Source organism: Sphingomonas floccifaciens, from assembly GCF_042681125.1.
Classification (GTDB): domain Bacteria; phylum Pseudomonadota; class Alphaproteobacteria; order Sphingomonadales; family Sphingomonadaceae; genus Sphingomonas; species Sphingomonas floccifaciens.
Genome location: NZ_JBHUFC010000002.1, coordinates 615,912 through 633,027, shown reverse-complemented (window position 1 = coordinate 633,027; position 17,116 = coordinate 615,912). Strand labels below are relative to the sequence as shown.

19 protein-coding genes, 1 tRNA gene and 1 pseudogene are annotated in these 17,116 nt (G+C 65.5%); 13 read left to right on the top strand and 8 right to left on the bottom strand.

The genetic code is table 11. The features are described 5' to 3' along the window. Positions 1–18 precede the first annotated feature (18 nt). The 3 genes and pseudogenes from ACFSC3_RS05890 to ACFSC3_RS05875 form a co-directional block, all read right to left on the bottom strand. Positions 19–1,134: a glycoside hydrolase family 130 protein gene (locus tag ACFSC3_RS05890; RefSeq protein ID WP_465270252.1), complete on the bottom strand. Its 1,116-nt coding sequence runs from the start codon at positions 1,132–1,134 to the stop codon at positions 19–21. Continuing rightward, a pseudogene (locus ACFSC3_RS05880) lies at positions 1,131–1,882 on the bottom strand (SDR family oxidoreductase). Before ACFSC3_RS05880 ends, ACFSC3_RS05890 begins: the two are co-directional and overlap by 4 nt. Positions 1,883–1,916: 34 nt before the next feature. Then, positions 1,917–2,810: an alpha/beta fold hydrolase gene (locus ACFSC3_RS05875; protein ID WP_380939464.1), complete on the bottom strand. Its 894-nt coding sequence runs from the start codon at positions 2,808–2,810 to the stop codon at positions 1,917–1,919. 18 nt (positions 2,811–2,828) lie between these two features. Between ACFSC3_RS05875 and ACFSC3_RS05870 the strand changes: the two genes are divergently transcribed. The 8 genes from ACFSC3_RS05870 (at position 2,829) to ACFSC3_RS05835 (ending at position 10,657) form a co-directional block, all read left to right on the top strand. Next, positions 2,829–4,178: a protein adenylyltransferase SelO gene (locus ACFSC3_RS05870; protein ID WP_380939463.1), complete on the top strand. Its 1,350-nt coding sequence runs from the start codon at positions 2,829–2,831 to the stop codon at positions 4,176–4,178. Between the two features lie 40 nt (positions 4,179–4,218). Beyond that, positions 4,219–5,646, top strand: a complete 1,428-nt coding sequence (gene astD, locus ACFSC3_RS05865; RefSeq protein ID WP_380939462.1) for a succinylglutamate-semialdehyde dehydrogenase — start codon at positions 4,219–4,221, stop codon at positions 5,644–5,646. Between the two features lie 289 nt (positions 5,647–5,935). Next, a complete protein-coding gene (gene cobA / locus ACFSC3_RS05860; protein ID WP_380939461.1) occupies positions 5,936–6,724 on the top strand; it encodes a uroporphyrinogen-III C-methyltransferase in 789 nt (262 codons plus the stop codon). Beyond that, a complete protein-coding gene (locus ACFSC3_RS05855) occupies positions 6,721–7,017 on the top strand; it encodes a DUF2849 domain-containing protein (RefSeq protein WP_380939460.1) in 297 nt (98 codons plus the stop codon). Before cobA ends, ACFSC3_RS05855 begins: the two co-directional genes overlap by 4 nt. 115 nt (positions 7,018–7,132) lie before the next feature. Further along, on the top strand, positions 7,133–8,764 hold the full coding sequence (locus tag ACFSC3_RS05850; protein WP_380939672.1) for a nitrite/sulfite reductase: 1,632 nt from the start codon (positions 7,133–7,135) through the stop codon (positions 8,762–8,764). Further along, positions 8,757–9,182: a DUF934 domain-containing protein gene (locus ACFSC3_RS05845; protein ID WP_380939459.1), complete on the top strand. Its 426-nt coding sequence runs from the start codon at positions 8,757–8,759 to the stop codon at positions 9,180–9,182. Before ACFSC3_RS05850 ends, ACFSC3_RS05845 begins: the two co-directional genes overlap by 8 nt. Continuing rightward, the gene (locus ACFSC3_RS05840; RefSeq protein ID WP_380939458.1) at positions 9,175–9,939 is read left to right on the top strand and encodes a phosphoadenylyl-sulfate reductase; all 765 of its coding nucleotides are present in this window, start codon (positions 9,175–9,177) and stop codon (positions 9,937–9,939) included. Before ACFSC3_RS05845 ends, ACFSC3_RS05840 begins: the two co-directional genes overlap by 8 nt. Positions 9,940–10,069: 130 nt before the next feature. Further along, the gene (locus tag ACFSC3_RS05835) at positions 10,070–10,657 is read left to right on the top strand and encodes an alpha-ketoglutarate-dependent dioxygenase AlkB (RefSeq protein WP_380939457.1); all 588 of its coding nucleotides are present in this window, start codon (positions 10,070–10,072) and stop codon (positions 10,655–10,657) included. Here the strand turns inward: ACFSC3_RS05835 and ACFSC3_RS05830 are convergent. Then, positions 10,617–11,615: an SDR family oxidoreductase gene (locus ACFSC3_RS05830; RefSeq protein ID WP_380939456.1), complete on the bottom strand. Its 999-nt coding sequence runs from the start codon at positions 11,613–11,615 to the stop codon at positions 10,617–10,619. The genes ACFSC3_RS05835 and ACFSC3_RS05830 overlap by 41 nt on opposite strands. A 234-nt stretch (positions 11,616–11,849) precedes the next feature. On the opposite strand from ACFSC3_RS05830, the gene purC reads away from it, so the two are divergent. After that, positions 11,850–12,632, top strand: a complete 783-nt coding sequence (gene purC / locus ACFSC3_RS05825) for a phosphoribosylaminoimidazolesuccinocarboxamide synthase (RefSeq protein WP_056425279.1) — start codon at positions 11,850–11,852, stop codon at positions 12,630–12,632. A gap of 113 nt (positions 12,633–12,745) precedes the next feature. Here purC and ACFSC3_RS05820 read toward each other — a convergent pair whose 3' ends face one another. Beyond that, positions 12,746–12,889, bottom strand: a complete 144-nt coding sequence (locus ACFSC3_RS05820; protein WP_380939455.1) for a hypothetical protein — start codon at positions 12,887–12,889, stop codon at positions 12,746–12,748. Positions 12,890–13,048: 159 nt separating this feature from the next. Between ACFSC3_RS05820 and purS the strand changes: the two genes are divergently transcribed. Together purS and purQ are read left to right on the top strand one after the other, a co-directional pair. Further along, the gene (gene purS, locus ACFSC3_RS05815) at positions 13,049–13,282 is read left to right on the top strand and encodes a phosphoribosylformylglycinamidine synthase subunit PurS (protein WP_380939454.1); all 234 of its coding nucleotides are present in this window, start codon (positions 13,049–13,051) and stop codon (positions 13,280–13,282) included. After that, positions 13,279–13,944, top strand: coding sequence for a phosphoribosylformylglycinamidine synthase subunit PurQ (purQ, locus tag ACFSC3_RS05810; protein WP_380939453.1), 666 nt, complete (start codon positions 13,279–13,281; stop codon positions 13,942–13,944). The genes purS and purQ overlap by 4 nt, the downstream gene beginning before the upstream one ends. A 44-nt stretch (positions 13,945–13,988) precedes the next feature. Here the strand turns inward: purQ and ACFSC3_RS05805 are convergent, their stop codons facing one another. Beyond that, positions 13,989–14,735, bottom strand: coding sequence for a queuosine precursor transporter (locus ACFSC3_RS05805; RefSeq protein WP_380939452.1), 747 nt, complete (start codon positions 14,733–14,735; stop codon positions 13,989–13,991). 58 nt (positions 14,736–14,793) lie between these two features. On the opposite strand from ACFSC3_RS05805, the gene ACFSC3_RS05800 reads away from it, so the two are divergent. Beyond that, positions 14,794–14,870 (top strand) — tRNA-Arg (locus tag ACFSC3_RS05800). 211 nt (positions 14,871–15,081) lie between these two features. Further along, a complete protein-coding gene (locus ACFSC3_RS05795) occupies positions 15,082–15,387 on the top strand; it encodes a CHC2 zinc finger domain-containing protein (RefSeq protein ID WP_380939451.1) in 306 nt (101 codons plus the stop codon). A 100-nt stretch (positions 15,388–15,487) separates the two neighbouring features. Here the strand turns inward: ACFSC3_RS05795 and ACFSC3_RS05790 are convergent, their stop codons facing one another. Together ACFSC3_RS05790 and ACFSC3_RS05785 are read right to left on the bottom strand one after the other, a co-directional pair. After that, entirely contained in the window at positions 15,488–16,267 is a 780-nt protein-coding gene (locus tag ACFSC3_RS05790; protein ID WP_380939450.1) for a hypothetical protein, read from the bottom strand. Further along, a complete protein-coding gene (locus ACFSC3_RS05785; RefSeq protein ID WP_380939449.1) occupies positions 16,264–17,076 on the bottom strand; it encodes a hypothetical protein in 813 nt (270 codons plus the stop codon). Before ACFSC3_RS05785 ends, ACFSC3_RS05790 begins: the two co-directional genes overlap by 4 nt. Between the last annotated feature and the right edge of the window lie 40 nt (positions 17,077–17,116).

The window sequence follows — 17,116 nt, the reverse complement described above, 5'->3', positions numbered from 1 at the left end:
CTCCCAAGGGAGAGAGACTCACGCGAACACCGCCTTCGGCACATGCGTGATCCGGCAGGCGAGGTCGGCCTCCCCGCTCGCCACGACAAAATGGTCGCCGCCGTTCGCGATCCCGGTCGTGAAGACGACGTTGTCGAGGTACATCAGGTCGCGGATCGGATCGGTCAGCTCGGGCGCGGGTTCGAGCAGCGGGGTGTGCTCGGTTGCCAAGGTCTTCGACGGGTCGTCGCGGTCTAGGATCGACCAATAGGTGCGGTAGATGCCGACGACGCCCGACGGCTCGACCCCATGCCAAAGGGTCAGCCAGCCGCGATCGGTCAGGATCGGCGGCGTACCGCCCCCCATGCGCGCCGTCGCCAGCGTGGCTGCGTGCGGCCGGATGCCGGGCGCGTCATAGGGCTTCCAATGCAGCGCATCGGGGGATGTCGCGAGGTTGATCGATGGCCCCGCGCGCCAGTCGCTGCCGGGCGGATAGGCGAAGTACAGGTCGCCGAGCGGCCGGGTCTGCGCCCAATATTTGCCGCCGGGCTGCCCTTCGAAAATCAGCATGTCCTTGTTCTGATGGTCGAGGACGATGCCCTCCAGCCGCCAGTCCAGCGCGTCGTCGGACGTGTAGAGCGTCGTCGAATGCCGCTCCGGGCTGACCGAGCAGGTCGTCATCAGATAGCGGTCGCCGACGCGGCTGATCCGCGCATCCTCGACGCCATAGCATTGGTAATCGGTTCGCGGCACGATCGCCCGGTCGTAGTGGACCGCGACGACCTCCAATCCATCGGACGACATTTCCACCGGCAGCAGCCAGCTGAGCGACGTCAGCGCCATCACCTTCCAGCCCGCCGCGCGCATCATGAACTTGCGCGGGTCCTTGGTATCGACATGCTCCAGCGGCCAGGCGTCGAGCACATAGCTGCCGTCGATCCAACGGATCGCATGGATGTGTCCATCGTAGATCGGTTTGCGCAGCGCCTCCGCGACACGAACCATCAGCAGCAGATTACCGTTCGCCAGACGCGTCATGCCGGGGTTGAACGCGCCCAGCACATAGGTTTCGGCATCGAAATGCCCGCGCAACGGCGAGCGCGTCAGGTCGACATCGTGCGGCGTGAAGACCAACCGGTCGGTGGTAAAGCTCATTCGCCCTCCTGATCGCGGGGCACGATCGTCAGCTGCTGGACGACGGTGCGCTGCGGTTGGGTGAGAATATAATGGACGCCGACGGCGATGTCCTCGGCGCGCAGCATGGTCTGGTCACGAATCATCTCGCGCTGCTTCTCGGGCGAGATATCGGGCAGCTGCATGTCGGCACCGGTCTTGCCCGGCTCGACCAGCGAGACCCGGACGCCTTTTGGCCCGACCTCACGGCGCAACGCTTCGGCGAAGCCGGCGATCCCCGCCTTGATGCCGGCGTAGACGGTCGATCCCGGCCCGAGCACATGCGCCGACATCGATCCGATCAGGACCAGGTCGGTCGCCCCCTTTTCGATCGCGGCATGCGCACTGGTCAGATAGGCGGTGAAATCGGTGGCGATGGCATAGCGCAAGTCCTCCGCGCTCATGTCGGTCAGCCCTCGGCTGCGATCGCGGCGTTGATCACCGCGACATCGATCCCGCCGAGCGCACGTGCAGCGTCGTCGAAGTAGCGCGACACGGCGCCCTCCTTGCCCAGGTCGACGGTCGTCCCCTGCCCCTCACCGACTTCGGCGATGCGGGTCAACGCGTCCTGCAGATGCTCCGGATCACGGCCGCAAATGTGCAGTCTGGCACCTTCGGATGCCAGCAGCACCGCGATCGCGCGGCCGATGCCGGTGGTGCCGCCGGTGACGACGACGCGTCGTCCGGCAAGCGGCGTGGTCGCGGTATGCGCGTCGGACACGTCGGTCATGAATTTCTTCTCCCGGATGTCGGGAAAGAAAGAATCAGGCCGTCACGGGTTCCCGCACTTTATCGAGCAATCGCCCGATCGCCCTGATCGAAGTTGGCTCGTCGAGCGTCGGCGCATGACCGACCGCCGGCACCGTCACCACTTCCGCGCGCTGACCGAGCCGAACCTCCATCGCCTCGGCTGTCTTGGCCGACAGGATGTCCGATCGCTCGCCGCGCAGCACCAGCACCGGCCGTCCGGCCAGCGCATCGAGCGTGCGCCACATATCCGGCCCCGCCTCGTTACCCGGCACGCGGAAGGGTTCGGCGATGCGCATGTCGTAATCGAGCACGATGCGCCCGGCGGAATTCAGCCGATACAGGCGCTTCGCCATCGCGAGCCATGCCTCGATCGTATAGTCGGCATAGACGTCCGAATTCGCCTCCGCCAACGCGCGCGCGGCGTGCAGCCAGGTCGGATGCCAGCTGTTCTTGCCGACGTAGCCGCGAATGCGCGACAGGCCCGCCGCTTCGATCTCCGGTCCGACGTCGTTCAGCAGCGCCCCGGCGATGCGATGGCGATCGACCGAGGCGAGCAGCATCGTGACGATGCCGCCGAGCGAGGTGCCGAAGGCGACGAACCGGTCGATGCCGCGCTCTTCCAGCAACGCCTCGACGTCCTGGAGATAGGTGAGCGGGAAATAGCTCATCGGGTCCTTGGCGTACTGGCTCTCGCCCCGCCCGCGGAAATCGATCGCGATGACGCGCCATTCGGGCGCCAGCCGTTCGGCCAGGCTCGCATAGTCGCGCGCGTTACGGGTCAGCCCGGGCAGGCAGAGGATCGGCGGCCGCCCGTCCTCGCCGCCGGCATAATCGCGGGCATGTAACCGCAGGCCATCACGCGATTCCCAATAGGCATCGGCATAGGGGCGGTTGCGCTGGTCGGCCATGCCCACCCATATCGCCGCATGGCCACCATCCTGCAACCGTCTCGCGCGATCCTCGATCTGGGCGACGCCTTTTACGATCCCGTCGCGGCGGCGGACTTTCCGCAGACCATCCTGCGCTTCCGCAACGACCGCGCGGCGGCGGAGGTCGGGCTGAACGGATTGAGCGACGATGACTGGGTGCGCCATTTCGGGCGGTTCGCCCCCTTGCCCGGCAGCCTCGATCAGCCGCTGGCCCTTCGCTATCACGGCCACCAGTTCCGCAACTACAACCCCGACATCGGCGATGGTCGCGGTTTCCTGTTCGCGCAGGTGCAGGATGGTGACGGCCGGTTGCTGGATCTCGGCACCAAGGGTTCCGGCCAGACGCCTTGGAGCCGGTTCGGCGATGGCCGGCTGACCCTGAAAGGCGGCGTCCGCGAGGTGCTGGCCACCGAAATGTTGCAGGCGCTTGGCGTGAACACGTCGCGCAGCTTCTCCCTGATCGAAACCGGCGAGGCGCTGGAACGCGGGGACGAGCCTTCCCCGACCCGGTCGGCCGTGCTCGTTCGGCTGAGCCACGGGCACATCCGCATCGGGACGTTCCAGCGGCTCGCCTATCTGCGCGATGCCGAGGCGATGGCGCGGCTGGTCGACTATGTGCTCGTCAACCTCCACGACGATGCGCCCGGCGATCCGGTACGCCTGCTTCAGAACGTCGTCGCGAAAACCGCGCGGCTAGCGGCGAGCTACATGGCGGCCGGTTTCGTCCACGGCGTGCTCAATACCGACAATATCAACGTCACCGGCGAAAGTTTCGATTACGGCCCATGGCGCTTCACGCCGACCTGGGACCCCGGCCATGTCGCCGCCTATTTCGATCACGCCGGCCTCTACGCCTTTGGTCGTCAACCAGAAGCGATCCACTGGAACGCGATGCAGCTGGCGGTCAGCCTGCGAACCCTGGTCGATGCCGAGCCGCTGATTGCGGCGCTCGATACGTTTCCCGACCTTTATCAGTCTGCCGTCACGGATGCGTTGTTGTGGCGGCTTGGCGTCACCCCCCGCGGATCGGCACAAGACCGCGCACTCGTTCAAACGATCGAGCCGGCTATGCGCGCGACTGAAACGCCGATCGACCGCTTCTTCTTCGACGCATTCGGCGGCACCATCCCCGAACGCTATGGGGAGCCTTTCGCCGAAGCCCGCGCCGCGCTCGCCAATTACTCGGCGCGCAAGGACCGCCGCCACCCTTATTGGTCCGGCGAGCCCTGCTCGATGCTGATCGACGAGGTCGAGACCATCTGGTCGGCCATCGACGAGCGCGACGACTGGGCGCCGTTCGATGCCAAGATCGCGGCAATCCGCCAGATGGGGGAGGCTCTCGCCTGACCCCCTTGGCAATCCGGGACTTTCCCGGCAGGACGCAGGGATGGCGGGCCAAGAAATCATCTCGACCGAACCGGCAACCGGGGCGCTCCTCTGGCAACGCATGCCCGACGACGTCGATACCGAGGTCGCCCGCGCGCGTGAAAGCTGGCCCGCCTGGGCCTCGCAACCGCTCGCCTACCGTATCGAGACCCTGCGCCGTTTCGCCAATGTCGTGCGCCAGCGCGCCGATGCGCTGAGCGACATGATCGCGCGCGAAACCGGCAAGCCGCTATGGGACGCGCGGACGGAAGTCGAGGCGGTGATCGCCAAGGTCGACATCTCGGTCACCGCCTACTCCGAACGCACCGGCCAGCGCCGCAGCGAAACCCCGATGAACGCGCGTATGGCGCTCCGGCACAAGCCGCACGGCGTGCTCGCGGTGCTGGGGCCGTACAACTTCCCGGCGCACCTGCCGAACGGCCACATCGTCCCCGCGCTGCTCGCCGGCAATGCGGTCGTGTTCAAGCCGTCGGAAAAGACCCCGGCGACCGCCGACATGCTGGTCCAATGCTATCACGCCGCCGGCGTACCCGAGGGGTGCGTGCGACTGGTCGTCGGCGGCGCTGACGAGGGCAAGGCGCTCGCCGCGCATGACGGCATCGACGGATTGCTGTTCACCGGATCGGCCCGCACCGGGCTTGCGCTCAACCGCCTTTATGCCGATCGGCCGGAAAAGATCCTGGCGCTGGAGATGGGCGGCAATAACCCGATCGTCGTCTGGGATCAGCCGGACCTCTATTCGGCCGCGGTGCTGGTCGTGCAATCGGCCTTCACCACGTCGGGCCAGCGCTGTACCGCCGCGCGCCGCCTGATCGTGGACGAGGCGCTGGCCGACCCGCTGATCGCCGAGATCGACAAGCTGTGCCGCCGCATCATCGTCGGCGAACCCCATGCCGACCCACAGCCGTTCATGGGGCCGGTGATCGACAACGACACCGCCGACATGCTGACCGAAAGCTTCCTGGCGCTGATGACGATGGGCGGCCGCCCGTTGAAACACCTCGAACGTTCACAAGCGGACCGGCCGTTCCTCACTCCGTCGCTGATCGACATGACCGACGCCCGCGAACGGCCCGATGTCGAACTGTTCGGCCCGATCCTGCAAATCCAGCGGGTCAGGACATTCGAGGAAGCACTGCACGAGGCCAACGCCACCCGCTACGGCCTATCGGCGTCACTCATCAGCCAGGATCCGAAGCTATACGACGCCTTCTGGGCCAACGTCCGCGCGGGGATCATCAACTGGAATCGCCCGACCAACGGCGCGGCGTCGAATGCGCCGTTTGGCGGGATCGGCTGGTCGGGCAATCATCGGCCCGCGGCCTATTACGCGGCGGATTATTGTGCCTATCCGGTGGCGAGCAATGAGGCCGAGCAGGCGCGGGCGTTCATTGGGGTGGGGTTGCGGGATATCGATGGGGATCGGTGAGATTGTTTCTCACACGAAGGCACGAAAGCACTAAGAAGATATATTTTTAGCTGAGATACGGAGGAGCCTCGATGCGCGAAGCGCATCACTCTCGCGATCAATCCGCTTATCGGACTGCCCGTTCTTTAAAGCTGCCATCGCATCGATAGGCGGTTCCAACCTTAGCGAGGATCGCCTGTACCCCCTTCGTGTCGTCGTGCCTTCATGTGAGTCAAAAACTTCCTCTACCCCGCCCCCAAGCATCGCTGGTTTGCCGCGAAAGCCCATCAAGCCCATTTCGCTTGCCATCATGGCGACCCTTCTCGATCCCACCGCCCGCGGGCGGGTCATTCTCGTCGGTGCCGGCCCGGGCGACCCCGGCTTGCTGACCGTCCGCGCCGTCGAGGCGCTGAAGGCGGCTGACGTCGTCGTCCACGACGGCCTGATCGACCCGCGCGTGCTCGACATCGCTCCTCGCGAGGCACACCGCATCTCGGTCGCCAAGCAGCGCAACCGCCACACCCTGCCGCAGGAGGGCATCAACGCCCTCATCATCGCCCATGTCCGCCTGGGTCAAGTCGTCGTGCGGTTGAAGGGCGGCGACCCCTTCATCTTCGGCCGCGGCGGCGAAGAGGTGGAGGCGGTGCGCGAAGCCGGCCTGCCCGTCGAAGTCATTCCCGGCGTGTCGGCCGCACTGGGCTGCGCGGCGGAGGCGATGCTTCCGCTCACGCATCGCGACTGGTCGTCGGCGGTCAGCTTCGTCGCGGGTCAATGCAAGGGACTGAAGGACCAAGACTGGTCGGGCCTTGCCGGCAAGGGCCGCACGCTCGTCATCTACATGGGCGTCGCGACCTGCACCGACATCGCCGACAAGCTGATGGCCGATGGCGTGACGCCCGATATGCCTGTCGCGGTGCTCGAGAAGGGTACGTTGACCGGTCACCGCGCCCTGCGCACCCTACTTGCCGACCTAGGCGATATGGTGGTTCGTGAAAAGGTCGGCAGTCCCGCGATCATCGTCGTCGGTGAAGTCGTGCTGCTGGCCGACGCCGACGATCGGCTGGGCAAACTTGCCACGCAGGCGGAGCTGATGGCGTGAAGATATTGACCGGAAACGATCTTGCGTCGGGTGACGTCGTCTGGTGGTCCGGCAGCGCCTGGTCGCGCCACGTCGAGGACGCGGTCGACGTCGCCGAGAGTGGCGAGAGCATCGCGCGTGCCGAGGACGGTGCCCGGCGCGTCACCGGTCCCTATGTGATCGACGCGACCGCGACGCCCGATGGTCCCCGCCCCGCCCACATCAAGGACCGCATCCGCGCGCTCGGCCCGACCGTGCGGCCTGACCTGACGCTCAAGCCCGCAGACCCGACCGCCGGGGATTGGGTGATATGATGTCTTCCGTTCGGGCTGAGCTTGTCGAAGCCCTGCCCTTTTTCTTTTCCGTCGCGCTGAAGAAGGACAGCCCTTCGACAAGCTCAGGGCGAACGGCTTTTGGTTGGCAAATCTGATGTACCGCTACGACCAATATGACCAGGCCATCGTCGACACACGCGTCGAGGAATTCCGCGACCAGGTGCAGCGCCGCCTGTCTGGCGCGCTGAGCGAGGACCAGTTCAAGCCGCTGCGGCTGATGAACGGCCTCTACCTTCAGCTGCACGCCTATATGCTGCGCGTCGCGGTGCCCTATGGCACGCTCGACAGCCGCCAGATGCGGATGCTCGGCCATATCGCGCGCAAGTACGACCGCGGATACGGGCACTTCACGACGCGCCAGAACATCCAGTTCAACTGGATAAAGCTCGACGAAGCCCCTGATATCCTGGCCGAATTGGCAACCGTGCAGATGCATGCGATCCAGACGTCGGGCAATTGCATCCGCAACATCTCGTCCGACCAGTTCGCCGGTGCCGCCGCAGACGAGGTGACGGACCCGCGCCCGTGGGCGGAGCTGATCCGGCAGTGGAGCACCTTCCACCCTGAATTCAGCTATTTGCCGCGCAAGTTCAAGATCGCGGTGATCGCCAGCGATACAGATCGCGCGGCGATGCGGCTGCACGACATCGGCATCCAGCTGGTCGAACGCGACGGGCAGATCGGTGCCCGCGTCTTCGCCGGCGGCGGCATGGGGCGCACGCCGATGATCGCGCCGGAAATCAACAGCTTCGTGCCCGCAGCGGAGATTTTGTCGTATCTCGAAGCGGCGCTGCGCGTGTACAATCGCCACGGCCGTCGCGACAATATCTACAAGGCGCGGATCAAGATCCTGGTCCACGATCTGGGCGCGGCGGAATATGCCCGCCAGGTCGCGGAGGAGCATGCCGGCCTGAAGACGCTTGGCCTCGATCCGCCCGTGGCCGAGCTGGAGCGGATCACCGCGATGTTCGCGCCCCCCGCCTTCGCCGAGGACGCATCGAGCGCCCTCGACCGCAGCGATCCCGACTTCGCCGTCTGGCTCGACCAGAATGTGTCGGCGCACAAGCAGCCGGGCTACAGCATCGTCACGATCAGCCTGAAGCCGGTCGGCGGCATCCCCGGTGACGCGTCGGCCGATCAGATCGACGTGATGGCAGACCTCGCCGAGCGCTACGGCTTCGACGAACTGCGCGTCACCCATGCCCAGAACATCGTCCTGCCGCACGTCGCGACGCGCGACCTATATGCGGTCTGGACCGCGCTGACCGAGGCCGGGCTGGCGGAGGCGAACCTCGACCTGATCAGCGATATCATCGCCTGCCCCGGCCTCGACTATTGCGCACTCGCCAACGCCCGGTCGATCCCGCTTGCGCAGAAGATCGCGACGCGGTTCGGCGATCTCGGACGGCAGCGCGAACTGGGCGAATTGAAGCTCAAGATTTCGGGCTGCATCAACGCCTGTGGCCACCACCACGCCGGCCACATCGGCGTCCTGGGCGTCGATAAGAAAGGCACCGAGAATTACCAGCTGCTGCTCGGCGGTTCAGGCGCGGAGGATGTGAGTCTCGCCAAGATCACCGGCCCCGGCTTCGACGAGGACGGCGTGGTCGACGCGATCGAGAAGGTGACCGACGTCTATCTCGCCCAGCGCGAGGGCGGCGAACGGTTCCTCGACACCTATCGTCGCCTCGGCATGGGGCCGTTCAAGGAGGCGATCTATGGCTGAGTTGCTCCGCTATCGCGACGACGTGGCGCATGAGGAGCCCGCGGTGACGCTCGATGCCTTCGTCGATCAGGCCGATGCGCATGCCGTGCGGGTGGAATCGGGCGACGACGTGCGCGTGCTGCTCCCCTATCTTGCCCGGTTGAAACTGGTCGAGGTCGCTTTCCCCGGCTACCGCGACGGTCGCGGCTATTCGACCGCGCGCACGCTGCGTGAGGCTGGCTATACCGGCGAGTTGCGCGCCCAGGGCGATGTGCTGGTCGACCAGATTCCGCTGATGCGCCGCTGCGGCTTCGACAGCTTCGCACCCGAAGCGCCGGTCGACGATGCCGCGCTTCAACGCGCACTCGACCGCTATTCTGCTGTCTATCAGCGTGCTGCGGACGACCGCACGCCGGTCTGGAGGCTTCGTCATGGCTAGTGCCGCCCGAGTGATCGATACGATCGACGTCACCCCAGCCTTCACTGCCGCCGATGCTGCCGCCTACGAAGCGCGCTTCACCGGCGTGCCGACGCAGGACCTGCTCGCCGAGCTGATCGCCGGCGAGCTGAAGGGGCGCATCGCCGCCGTGTCGTCCTTCGGAACCGAATCGGCGGTGCTGTTGCACATGATCGCGCAGGTCGACCGGTCGGTGCCGGTGATTTTCACTAATACGCAGAAGATGTTCGGTGCGACGCTTCAGTACCGGGATGAACTCGCCGAGCAATTGGGTTTCACCGATCTGCGCGTCTATCGCCCCGATCCGCATGTGCTGGCGGCGAAGGATGCGACGGGCCTGCGCTGGTCCTACGACCCCGATGGGTGTTGCGAAATCCGCAAGGTCGAGCCACTGCGCCGCGCGCTTGCGCCGTTCGACGCGTGGATTTCCGGTCGGAAAGGCTTCCAGTCAGGCACCCGCCGTGCCCTGCCGCGGTTCGAGGAAGATGAGGGCCGGCTGAAGCTCAACCCCCTGGCCGACTGGGACAAGGCCGCGCTCGACGCCTATTTCGCCGCGCACGACCTGCCCCGCCACCCGCTGGATGCAGAGGGCTATGCGTCGATCGGCTGCTCACCCTGCACGAGCAAGGTGAAGCCAGGCGAAGACCCACGCGCCGGACGCTGGCGCGGATGGGACAAGACTGAATGCGGCATCCATTCGCCGGTCGGCGATGGAGACGCGAATCAGCCGAGCTTCTGACGTCGGACGCATCCGTTCGAAATCAGTGTCGTGCTCTGGGCTGTGCCGGGGCACGAGCGAAGCGTGACATGTTCGCATCGCTGATAAGGGATTGGCTTCGGATCGACCGACCCGCACCTATATCATTCGAATGTCGGGACTTTTGGATCAAGGCGATCTGTTCGCCCCGCCCCTCGTGCCGGGGCTGACGTACACGGACAATATCATCGACACGGGCGAAGAAGCCGCGCTCATAGCCCATATCGACGCTGCCCCACTCACACCGTTCCGTTTCCAGCAATGGCTCGGCAAGCGCCTGACCGCATCCTATGGCTGGTCCTATGATTTCGCGACCGGAGCCTTTGCGGCCGCCGAGGCGATACCGGACTGGCTTCACCCGATCCGTGCTCGCGCCGCCGCGATTGCAAACCTTCCCGCCGATGACCTCGCCCAAGTCTTGCTGATCCGCTATGATCCCGGCGCCGGCATCGGCTGGCACCGGGACCGGCCGGTGTTCGAACATGTCGTCGGCGTGTCGCTCGGCGCACTCGCGACACTACGGCTGCGCGTCCGCAATGGCGCAAGCTTTCGGCGCGCTGCCCGTCCGCTTGCGCCGCGATCGATCTACCATCTTTCCGGTGAGGCGCGTCACGCGTGGGAGCATAGCATCGCTCCGATCGACGAGCCGCGCTGGTCGATTACTTTCCGCTCGCTCGCAGGCGGCGGCCGGCGGCGATAGCGACGCCGGCGAGCAGCAGGCCGCCCGCCAGCGCGCCCTTGTTACGTTCAGCGGCCGTATAGAGGCTGAAACTACGCCCCGTCTGGTCGCGCGACCGCTCGCGACCGTTGCGGACGGGCGCGCCGAGATTGTCGCCCGATGACGGCGGCCGCGACGGATCGCGCAGTAAACGCGCGAACACGCCCCCCATCCAGTCGAGCGCTTGCGGGAAATGCGTCGCTGCCAGCACCTGCGCCCGCCCAATCCCGCCCACCGTCACTTCGCGGCGAGGATGGACGGTGGCGTCGAGAATCGCCTCCGCCACCACCGCCGGATCATAGACCGGTGGCGGCAACAGCGCCGCGCCATCCAAGTGATTGGCGGCGTGGTCGGCGATCGGCGTGTCCGTACCCGATGGTTTGATGAGCGTGATCGCGATCGGCAGCGCGTCGCCGGTCACCTCGATCCGCAGCGAGTCGATATAGCCCTTCACCGCATGCTTCGACGCCGCATAGGCGCCCATCACCGGGGCCGGCAGGTCCGACACGATCGATGCCACGGTGATGAACGCCCCGCCCGTCTGTCGCAGTCGCGGGATCGCCGCCAGCGCACTATGGACGACGCCAAAATAATTGGTGCGGAACAGGCGCTCATGCTCATCCATCGGCGTATCGAGCAGCTTGGCGTAGATCGCGACCCCGGCGACGTTGATCCAGCTATCGATCCGGCCGAACCGGTCGATCGTCGCCTGTGCGACGGCTTCTACCGCGCCGGCATCGCCGACGTCGGCCGCCGCGAAATCCGCGTTCTCACCGAGGGCCGTCACGATGCTCTGAAGCGCCGCCGCGTCCCGCGACACGAGCATCACCTTCGCGCCGCGTTCGATCGCCAGCCGGGCGGTGACCAGACCGATCCCGGAACTCGCCCCGGTGATGACGATCACCTGCCCGTCGATCGGCTTGAGTCGAACGCGGCTCACGCCGGGCGCTCGCAATGCGGGTCGGTAAACTTCATCGGCGGCATCCTTCCAAACAGCGGGAAGTTTGCCCGCAACGTCCGTGACTTAGGCCAGAACAGCCCTGACTCAGGCCCGGTTCCCCAACGCCTGGGCATGCCCGCCGATTGCACCCGCCCCTCGCGTCCGATATAGGCGCGGCGATCCCCGCCCCGGCCGGTCCTGCCGCCGGGGCGCTCGCATTTTGAAGGACTGTCGATGGCCCGTCGCCGCCAGATCTACGAAGGCAAGGCAAAAATCCTCTACGAGGGTCCGGAGCCCGGCACGCTCATCCAGTATTTCAAGGATGACGCGACCGCCTTCAACGCCCAGAAGAAGGGCACGATCAGCGGCAAGGGCGTGCTGAACAACCGCATTTCCGAGCATGTCTTCACCCTGCTCGGCGCGATCGGCATCCCGACGCACTTCATCCGCCGCCTCAACATGCGCGAACAGCTCATCCGCCAGGTCGAGATCGTGCCGATCGAGGTCGTGGTGCGCAACGTCGCCGCCGGTTCGCTCAGCAAGCGGCTGGGGATCGAGGAGGGCACGCCCCTGCCCCGCACGATCGTCGAATATTATTACAAGGACGATGCGCTCGGCGATCCGATGATCTCAGAGGAGCATGTGCTGTGCTTCGGCTGGGCGAGCCAAGACGAACTGCACGACATGGCCGACATGGCGATCCGGGTGAACGACTTCCTGACCGGCCTGTTCGCCGGGATCGGCATCCGCCTCGTCGACTTCAAGCTGGAATTCGGGCGGATCTGGGATAATGATTTCGGCCGGATCATCCTGGCCGACGAGATCAGCCCGGACGGCTGCCGCCTGTGGGACATGGCCTCGGGCGAAAAGCTCGACAAGGACCGCTTCCGCCGCGATCTGGGCGGCGAAGTCGAAGCCTATCAGGAAGTCGCGCGCCGGCTCGGGCTGTTGCCGGAGGGCGAAGGCGACTCGGCCGTTCTCGATCTGGAAAGCCACCGCAAGCGTCGCGGGAAGTAGCGGGCGGCCGGCGATTTTCGTCAGCAAATCGCGGACTCGCCACGTCGGGCAGCGATGCCGGCAGGGCCGGCTTCGGCTGACGGCGTGGCGCTAGACGGTAACGGTGACGGGCCTCAGCCCTTCACACGGTACCCGCAGATGATCCCGAACACGAACGTCGCGAACAACGCCAGTTCCACCTGGTTGCCCGACCAGTGGAAATAATCGCGTCCGAACGCCATCAGCGCGACGAACATCACCATCGCCAGATAGGCCACGTCTCATCCTTTCGAACCCGCTGGGCACCTGTCGCCCCGCCTCTGCCGTAGCTGATCTAGGTAAAGGAGGCGTAAAGCCCGTTCGCCCTTGCTCCACCGCACCGGCGGGGGCATAGGCGCGGCCATCCACCTTTCCTAACCGGCCGGGGACTGATTTCCATGAAACTTCGCATCGTCGTGACGCTCAAGCCCGGCGTTCTCGATCCGCAGGGCAAGGCGATCGAACATGCGCTAGGCAGCCTCGGCTTCGGCGGCGTGGGAGAGGTTCGCGCCGGCAAGATCTTCGAGCTGGACGTCGCCGACGACACCAGCGACGCGGCGATCGACGAGATGTGCCGCAAGCTGCTGGCGAATACGGTGATCGAAAACTACCGCATCGAGCGCGCCGCATGAGCGCCGCGGTCGTCGTCTTCCCAGGCTCCAACTGCGACCGCGACCTGGCGACCGCGATTGCGCACGTCACCGGCCGCGCCCCACACATGGTGTGGCACGGCGACAGCGAATTGCCCGACGGCCTCGACCTGATCGCCATCCCCGGCGGCTTCTCCTACGGCGATTACCTGCGCTGCGGCGCGATCGCCGCTCGCTCCCCGGTCATGGGCGCCGTGATCGCTGCAGCAGAGCGCGGCGTGCCGGTGCTGGGCGTCTGCAATGGTTTCCAGGTGCTGACCGAAAGCGGTCTGTTGCCCGGCGCGCTGATGCGCAACGCCGGCCTCGACTTCGTCTGCCGCGACGTCGCGCTGACGGTGGAGAACAGCCAGAGCATCTTCACCAGCCAGTATCGGAACGGCGAGACGCTGTCGGTCCCCGTCGCGCATCACGACGGTAATTACTTCGCCGACACCGAGACGCTCGACCGTCTCGAAGGCGAAGGGCGCGTGGCGTTCCGCTACGGCGAGAGCGTCAACGGATCGGCCCGCAACATCGCCGGCATCCTTAATGCAGCCGGCAACGTACTCGGCATGATGCCGCACCCGGAACGCAAGATCGAAGCCGCGCACGGCGGCACCGATGGACGCCGGATGTTCGAAGGGCTGCTGGCGGCGGTTTTGTAGACGCCCCATTCTCCAGCCCACGCCGGAGCATAAGCTGGGTCAGATCACACCTTCGCCTTGAACGGCGTGAAGTTCGTCGTGTCATCGAACACGTCGATCCCCTCGCGCCGCTTCAGGAAATTGACGACCATGTAGGTGAAGGGCGTCAGCAGCGCTTCCCACAGGGTCTTCAGAACGAATTGGCTGAGCACGACCTGGACGATCGCGTCTGTCGTCCATCCGGCCGTGCCCGCGAAAGCAAGCGGATAGAACAACAGGCTGTCGAGACCCTGCCCGACGATCGTCGAGCCGATGGTACGCATCCACAGATACCGCCCCTTGGTCAGCAGCTTCATCCGCGCGAGGACCACGCTGTTGGCGAATTCGCCCGCCCAGAAGGCGGTCATCGATGCGAACACGATGCGCCACGTATTGCCGAACACCGCCTCATACGAAGCCTGCCCGGGCCAGCTGCGCGCCGGGGGCAGCGAGACGATGACCCAGGCCATGAACGCCATGAACACCAGCGCGCCGAACCCCATCCAGATCACGCGCCGCGCGCGGGCATAGCCATAGACCTCGGTCAGCACGTCGCCGACGATGTAGCTGACAGGAAAGAAGAACACGCCTGCCCCGAACGACCACAGGCCGATGACCGGCAGGTCGAGCTCCGCCCGCTTCGACGCGCCGATCAGATTCGACAGCAGCAGGATCACGACGAACGCGACCATGACGATATCGAAATAGCGGAAATGCCCGCTCGCCACCTCACGCGCGCTGATGCGCCGCGGTTCGCCGTCCCCTTCGATCATCCGCGCCTTATGATCGCCGTTTCGCAACCGATCAATCCGCGCTATCGCACCCTCGTGCGCGCCCGTAGCTCAGCTGGATAGAGCAAGGAGCTTCTACCTCCTCGGTCGGGGGTTCGAATCCCTCCGGGCGCGCCAACTCCTTGTCCATTTCCTTGGAGGATGGACTTTTGGTTCAAATCTCCCGACCGCGAGGCGCTAGCCAGCGTTGCACATAAGACGCAAATAGGTCGTGACGCTCTACGCGATATCGCGTTGTTGCCTAGACACTCGAAAGGCCGAACATCCCCGAACCTTTTGTACGAGGATGACCACTTGACGAAGGCCAGCGATCGACGATCATACCGTCATGTCGCACCTTTCTGACCATCGGCGATTAGCCCGAGCGCAAAGCCCCTTGGTGCAATTGGTGGCAAAAACTGTCGAATTGGAGACGACGCAGTCAGGGCTTCGAGGGTCATGCCCTTTCCACCCGGATGCGACCCGTGGCCTCTACGTTCACAACAGCCGCTTTCACTGTTTTTCGTGCGGCGCGGGCGGGGACGTGGTCGATTGGTGGATGCGGCTCCATCGAGCCGACGAAGAGACTGCTGCAGCATATCTCACGCGAGGCGCATCCGGTGACGGCGCAGATCACGATAAAAAGCCTTGCTGATCGGACCGGACGGCCGCTCAGCAAGGCTTCGGATGACGCAAATACCCTTGGCGTGTCTCAAGTACGTCGAGGCTTCGTCGCCGCCTGGCACAAGCGTCGCCTAAGTCTGCGGTGACCTGGATGCTACAACCAGCCCGAGCAGGTGCTGCGTGAATGCATCGCCTCCCTTGCTGTAGGCCATGCGTCCCCAGTGATCCCAATTGTCGACCCTGGCCGCGATCCACGCGAACAGATCGTCGCGTACGCTCTGGTCATCGAACGCCAGGGACCAAGTCACTCGCCTCACCGGCATCCTGACGGGACTTCCGTTCGCCATCGAGGTCAGGGTGATCGCGTGCGACTGCCCAACCGTCTCGCGCGCGAAGACGTGACGCCGAAAGCCAACCGCGCGTTCGAAATCCTGCAGCGCCCGCTTGCGGTCCCGATCGGATGGATTCCGGACGGCCGCGACCACCGCTGCCATGACGTCCGCGATAGGCAGATCCTCCCACTCTGGATCGCGGGTAGCCACCAGCATCATCAGCACCGACCGACCCTCGGGACTTAGATCGTCCGTCGACCCACGCTGCAGCAGACCGACGGTACCGAGCCAGCACATATAGAAAGTCCAGAGAACCAGGTTGCCGCGGAAGAGATCAAATCGGCGTTCGCTCTCACCACGTTCTGCCATATCGACCGACAGAAGGACCCGGAGGAGGAACTCGAGCTGCTCCCGTACGGCGTGCGTTTCGGGAAGGCCCAACTCGTCCCGCCAAAAGGCATCGCGCACCGACGTCCACTTGCGGCCATCCTCGTCCTCAAAATGAGCGCCGTTGGCTCGCAGCCACCAGCCCCACGGCAGATCGCCCGGTCGATGCCGCTCCCTAGCCGTCGCCATCATCCGACACTCGGCTCGAGGCCGATGGGCGGGAGCGGCGGCCCGTCGCGGGCCGGGACTGGACGACCGTCGCGGATCGCGGCGAGCTGCGCAGCCAGGTTGCGGATCTCACGCACGACATAGCCGTCGTCACGATACCTTGCCTCGATCCCGGTGCCTGCCGAGCTCTGGCGATCGCGCAGTTCGCCGGGCACGACGTCGTAGACATGGTTGCAGTCGAAGCCGAACCACCACTGGTGCGGGCTGGCGCGATGATCGGTCGCATGCTGCAGAGGCACCTCGCCAACGACGACGTGGCAGATGCGGCGGTATTCGGTGATCAGGCGCCGCTTAGGGTTTGGGCCGTCGTCGCAGATGCGCGAGTAGGTCAGGCCACCGTGCACCTCGATCCCGAGGCTCGCTGGCACCGCGTCATGGTCCCAGCCGAAGAGGGGATGGTTGGACGGCACCCCGACGAAGCCGCTCAGGTAGCCCTCGGGATGCCCGCGCATCATGATGCACTCCAGGCCGGTCGCCTCGTCGACCCACGAGACCTTGTCTGCCTCGCCGAGCCATGGACCATGAGAGCGCGGCATCTCCCGCTTCGCATAGAAGATCTCGGCTTCCGGCACCACGTCACCGCTCGTCGCATAGGCGCGGCCGGTGATGCGGACCACGCCGTCCTGGCTGACGAACTCGCCGCCCGTCCCCGACACCTTGGCCAGATCGACGCCCGACCCGACCGCATCCGCCAATGCGCCCTTCCCTACCTTCGCGAGCGGCAGCGGCTTCTGCACCGCGACGGCCGTCGACCTGCTCTTCTTCGTGGCCATGACTTTCACCTTTCCTGCTGTGGTTCGATCGATCAGTTGG

Bases quoted from the DNA above. Each gene is read 5' to 3' on its own strand.
- ACFSC3_RS05870 (WP_380939463.1), top strand. From the start codon at position 2,829: ATGGCCACCATCCTGCAACCGTCTCGCGCGATCCTCGATCTGGGCGAC.
- purQ (WP_380939453.1), top strand. From the start codon at position 13,279: ATGAGCGCCGCGGTCGTCGTCTTCCCAGGCTCCAACTGCGACCGCGAC.
- ACFSC3_RS05890 (WP_465270252.1), bottom strand. From the start codon at position 1,134: ATGAGCTTTACCACCGACCGGTTGGTCTTCACGCCGCACGATGTCGAC.
- ACFSC3_RS05875 (WP_380939464.1), bottom strand. From the start codon at position 2,810: ATGGCCGACCAGCGCAACCGCCCCTATGCCGATGCCTATTGGGAATCG.
- ACFSC3_RS05805 (WP_380939452.1), bottom strand. From the start codon at position 14,735: ATGATCGAAGGGGACGGCGAACCGCGGCGCATCAGCGCGCGTGAGGTG.
- purC (WP_056425279.1), top strand. From the start codon at position 11,850: ATGGCCCGTCGCCGCCAGATCTACGAAGGCAAGGCAAAAATCCTCTAC.
- ACFSC3_RS05790 (WP_380939450.1), bottom strand. From the start codon at position 16,267: ATGATGGCGACGGCTAGGGAGCGGCATCGACCGGGCGATCTGCCGTGG.
- ACFSC3_RS05850 (WP_380939672.1), top strand. From the start codon at position 7,133: ATGTACCGCTACGACCAATATGACCAGGCCATCGTCGACACACGCGTC.
- ACFSC3_RS05835 (WP_380939457.1), top strand. From the start codon at position 10,070: ATGTCGGGACTTTTGGATCAAGGCGATCTGTTCGCCCCGCCCCTCGTG.
- ACFSC3_RS05785 (WP_380939449.1), bottom strand. From the start codon at position 17,076: ATGGCCACGAAGAAGAGCAGGTCGACGGCCGTCGCGGTGCAGAAGCCG.
- cobA (WP_380939461.1), top strand. From the start codon at position 5,936: ATGGCGACCCTTCTCGATCCCACCGCCCGCGGGCGGGTCATTCTCGTC.
- purS (WP_380939454.1), top strand. From the start codon at position 13,049: ATGAAACTTCGCATCGTCGTGACGCTCAAGCCCGGCGTTCTCGATCCG.
- astD (WP_380939462.1), top strand. From the start codon at position 4,219: ATGGCGGGCCAAGAAATCATCTCGACCGAACCGGCAACCGGGGCGCTC.
- ACFSC3_RS05845 (WP_380939459.1), top strand. From the start codon at position 8,757: ATGGCTGAGTTGCTCCGCTATCGCGACGACGTGGCGCATGAGGAGCCC.
- ACFSC3_RS05795 (WP_380939451.1), top strand. From the start codon at position 15,082: ATGTCGCACCTTTCTGACCATCGGCGATTAGCCCGAGCGCAAAGCCCC.
- ACFSC3_RS05840 (WP_380939458.1), top strand. From the start codon at position 9,175: ATGGCTAGTGCCGCCCGAGTGATCGATACGATCGACGTCACCCCAGCC.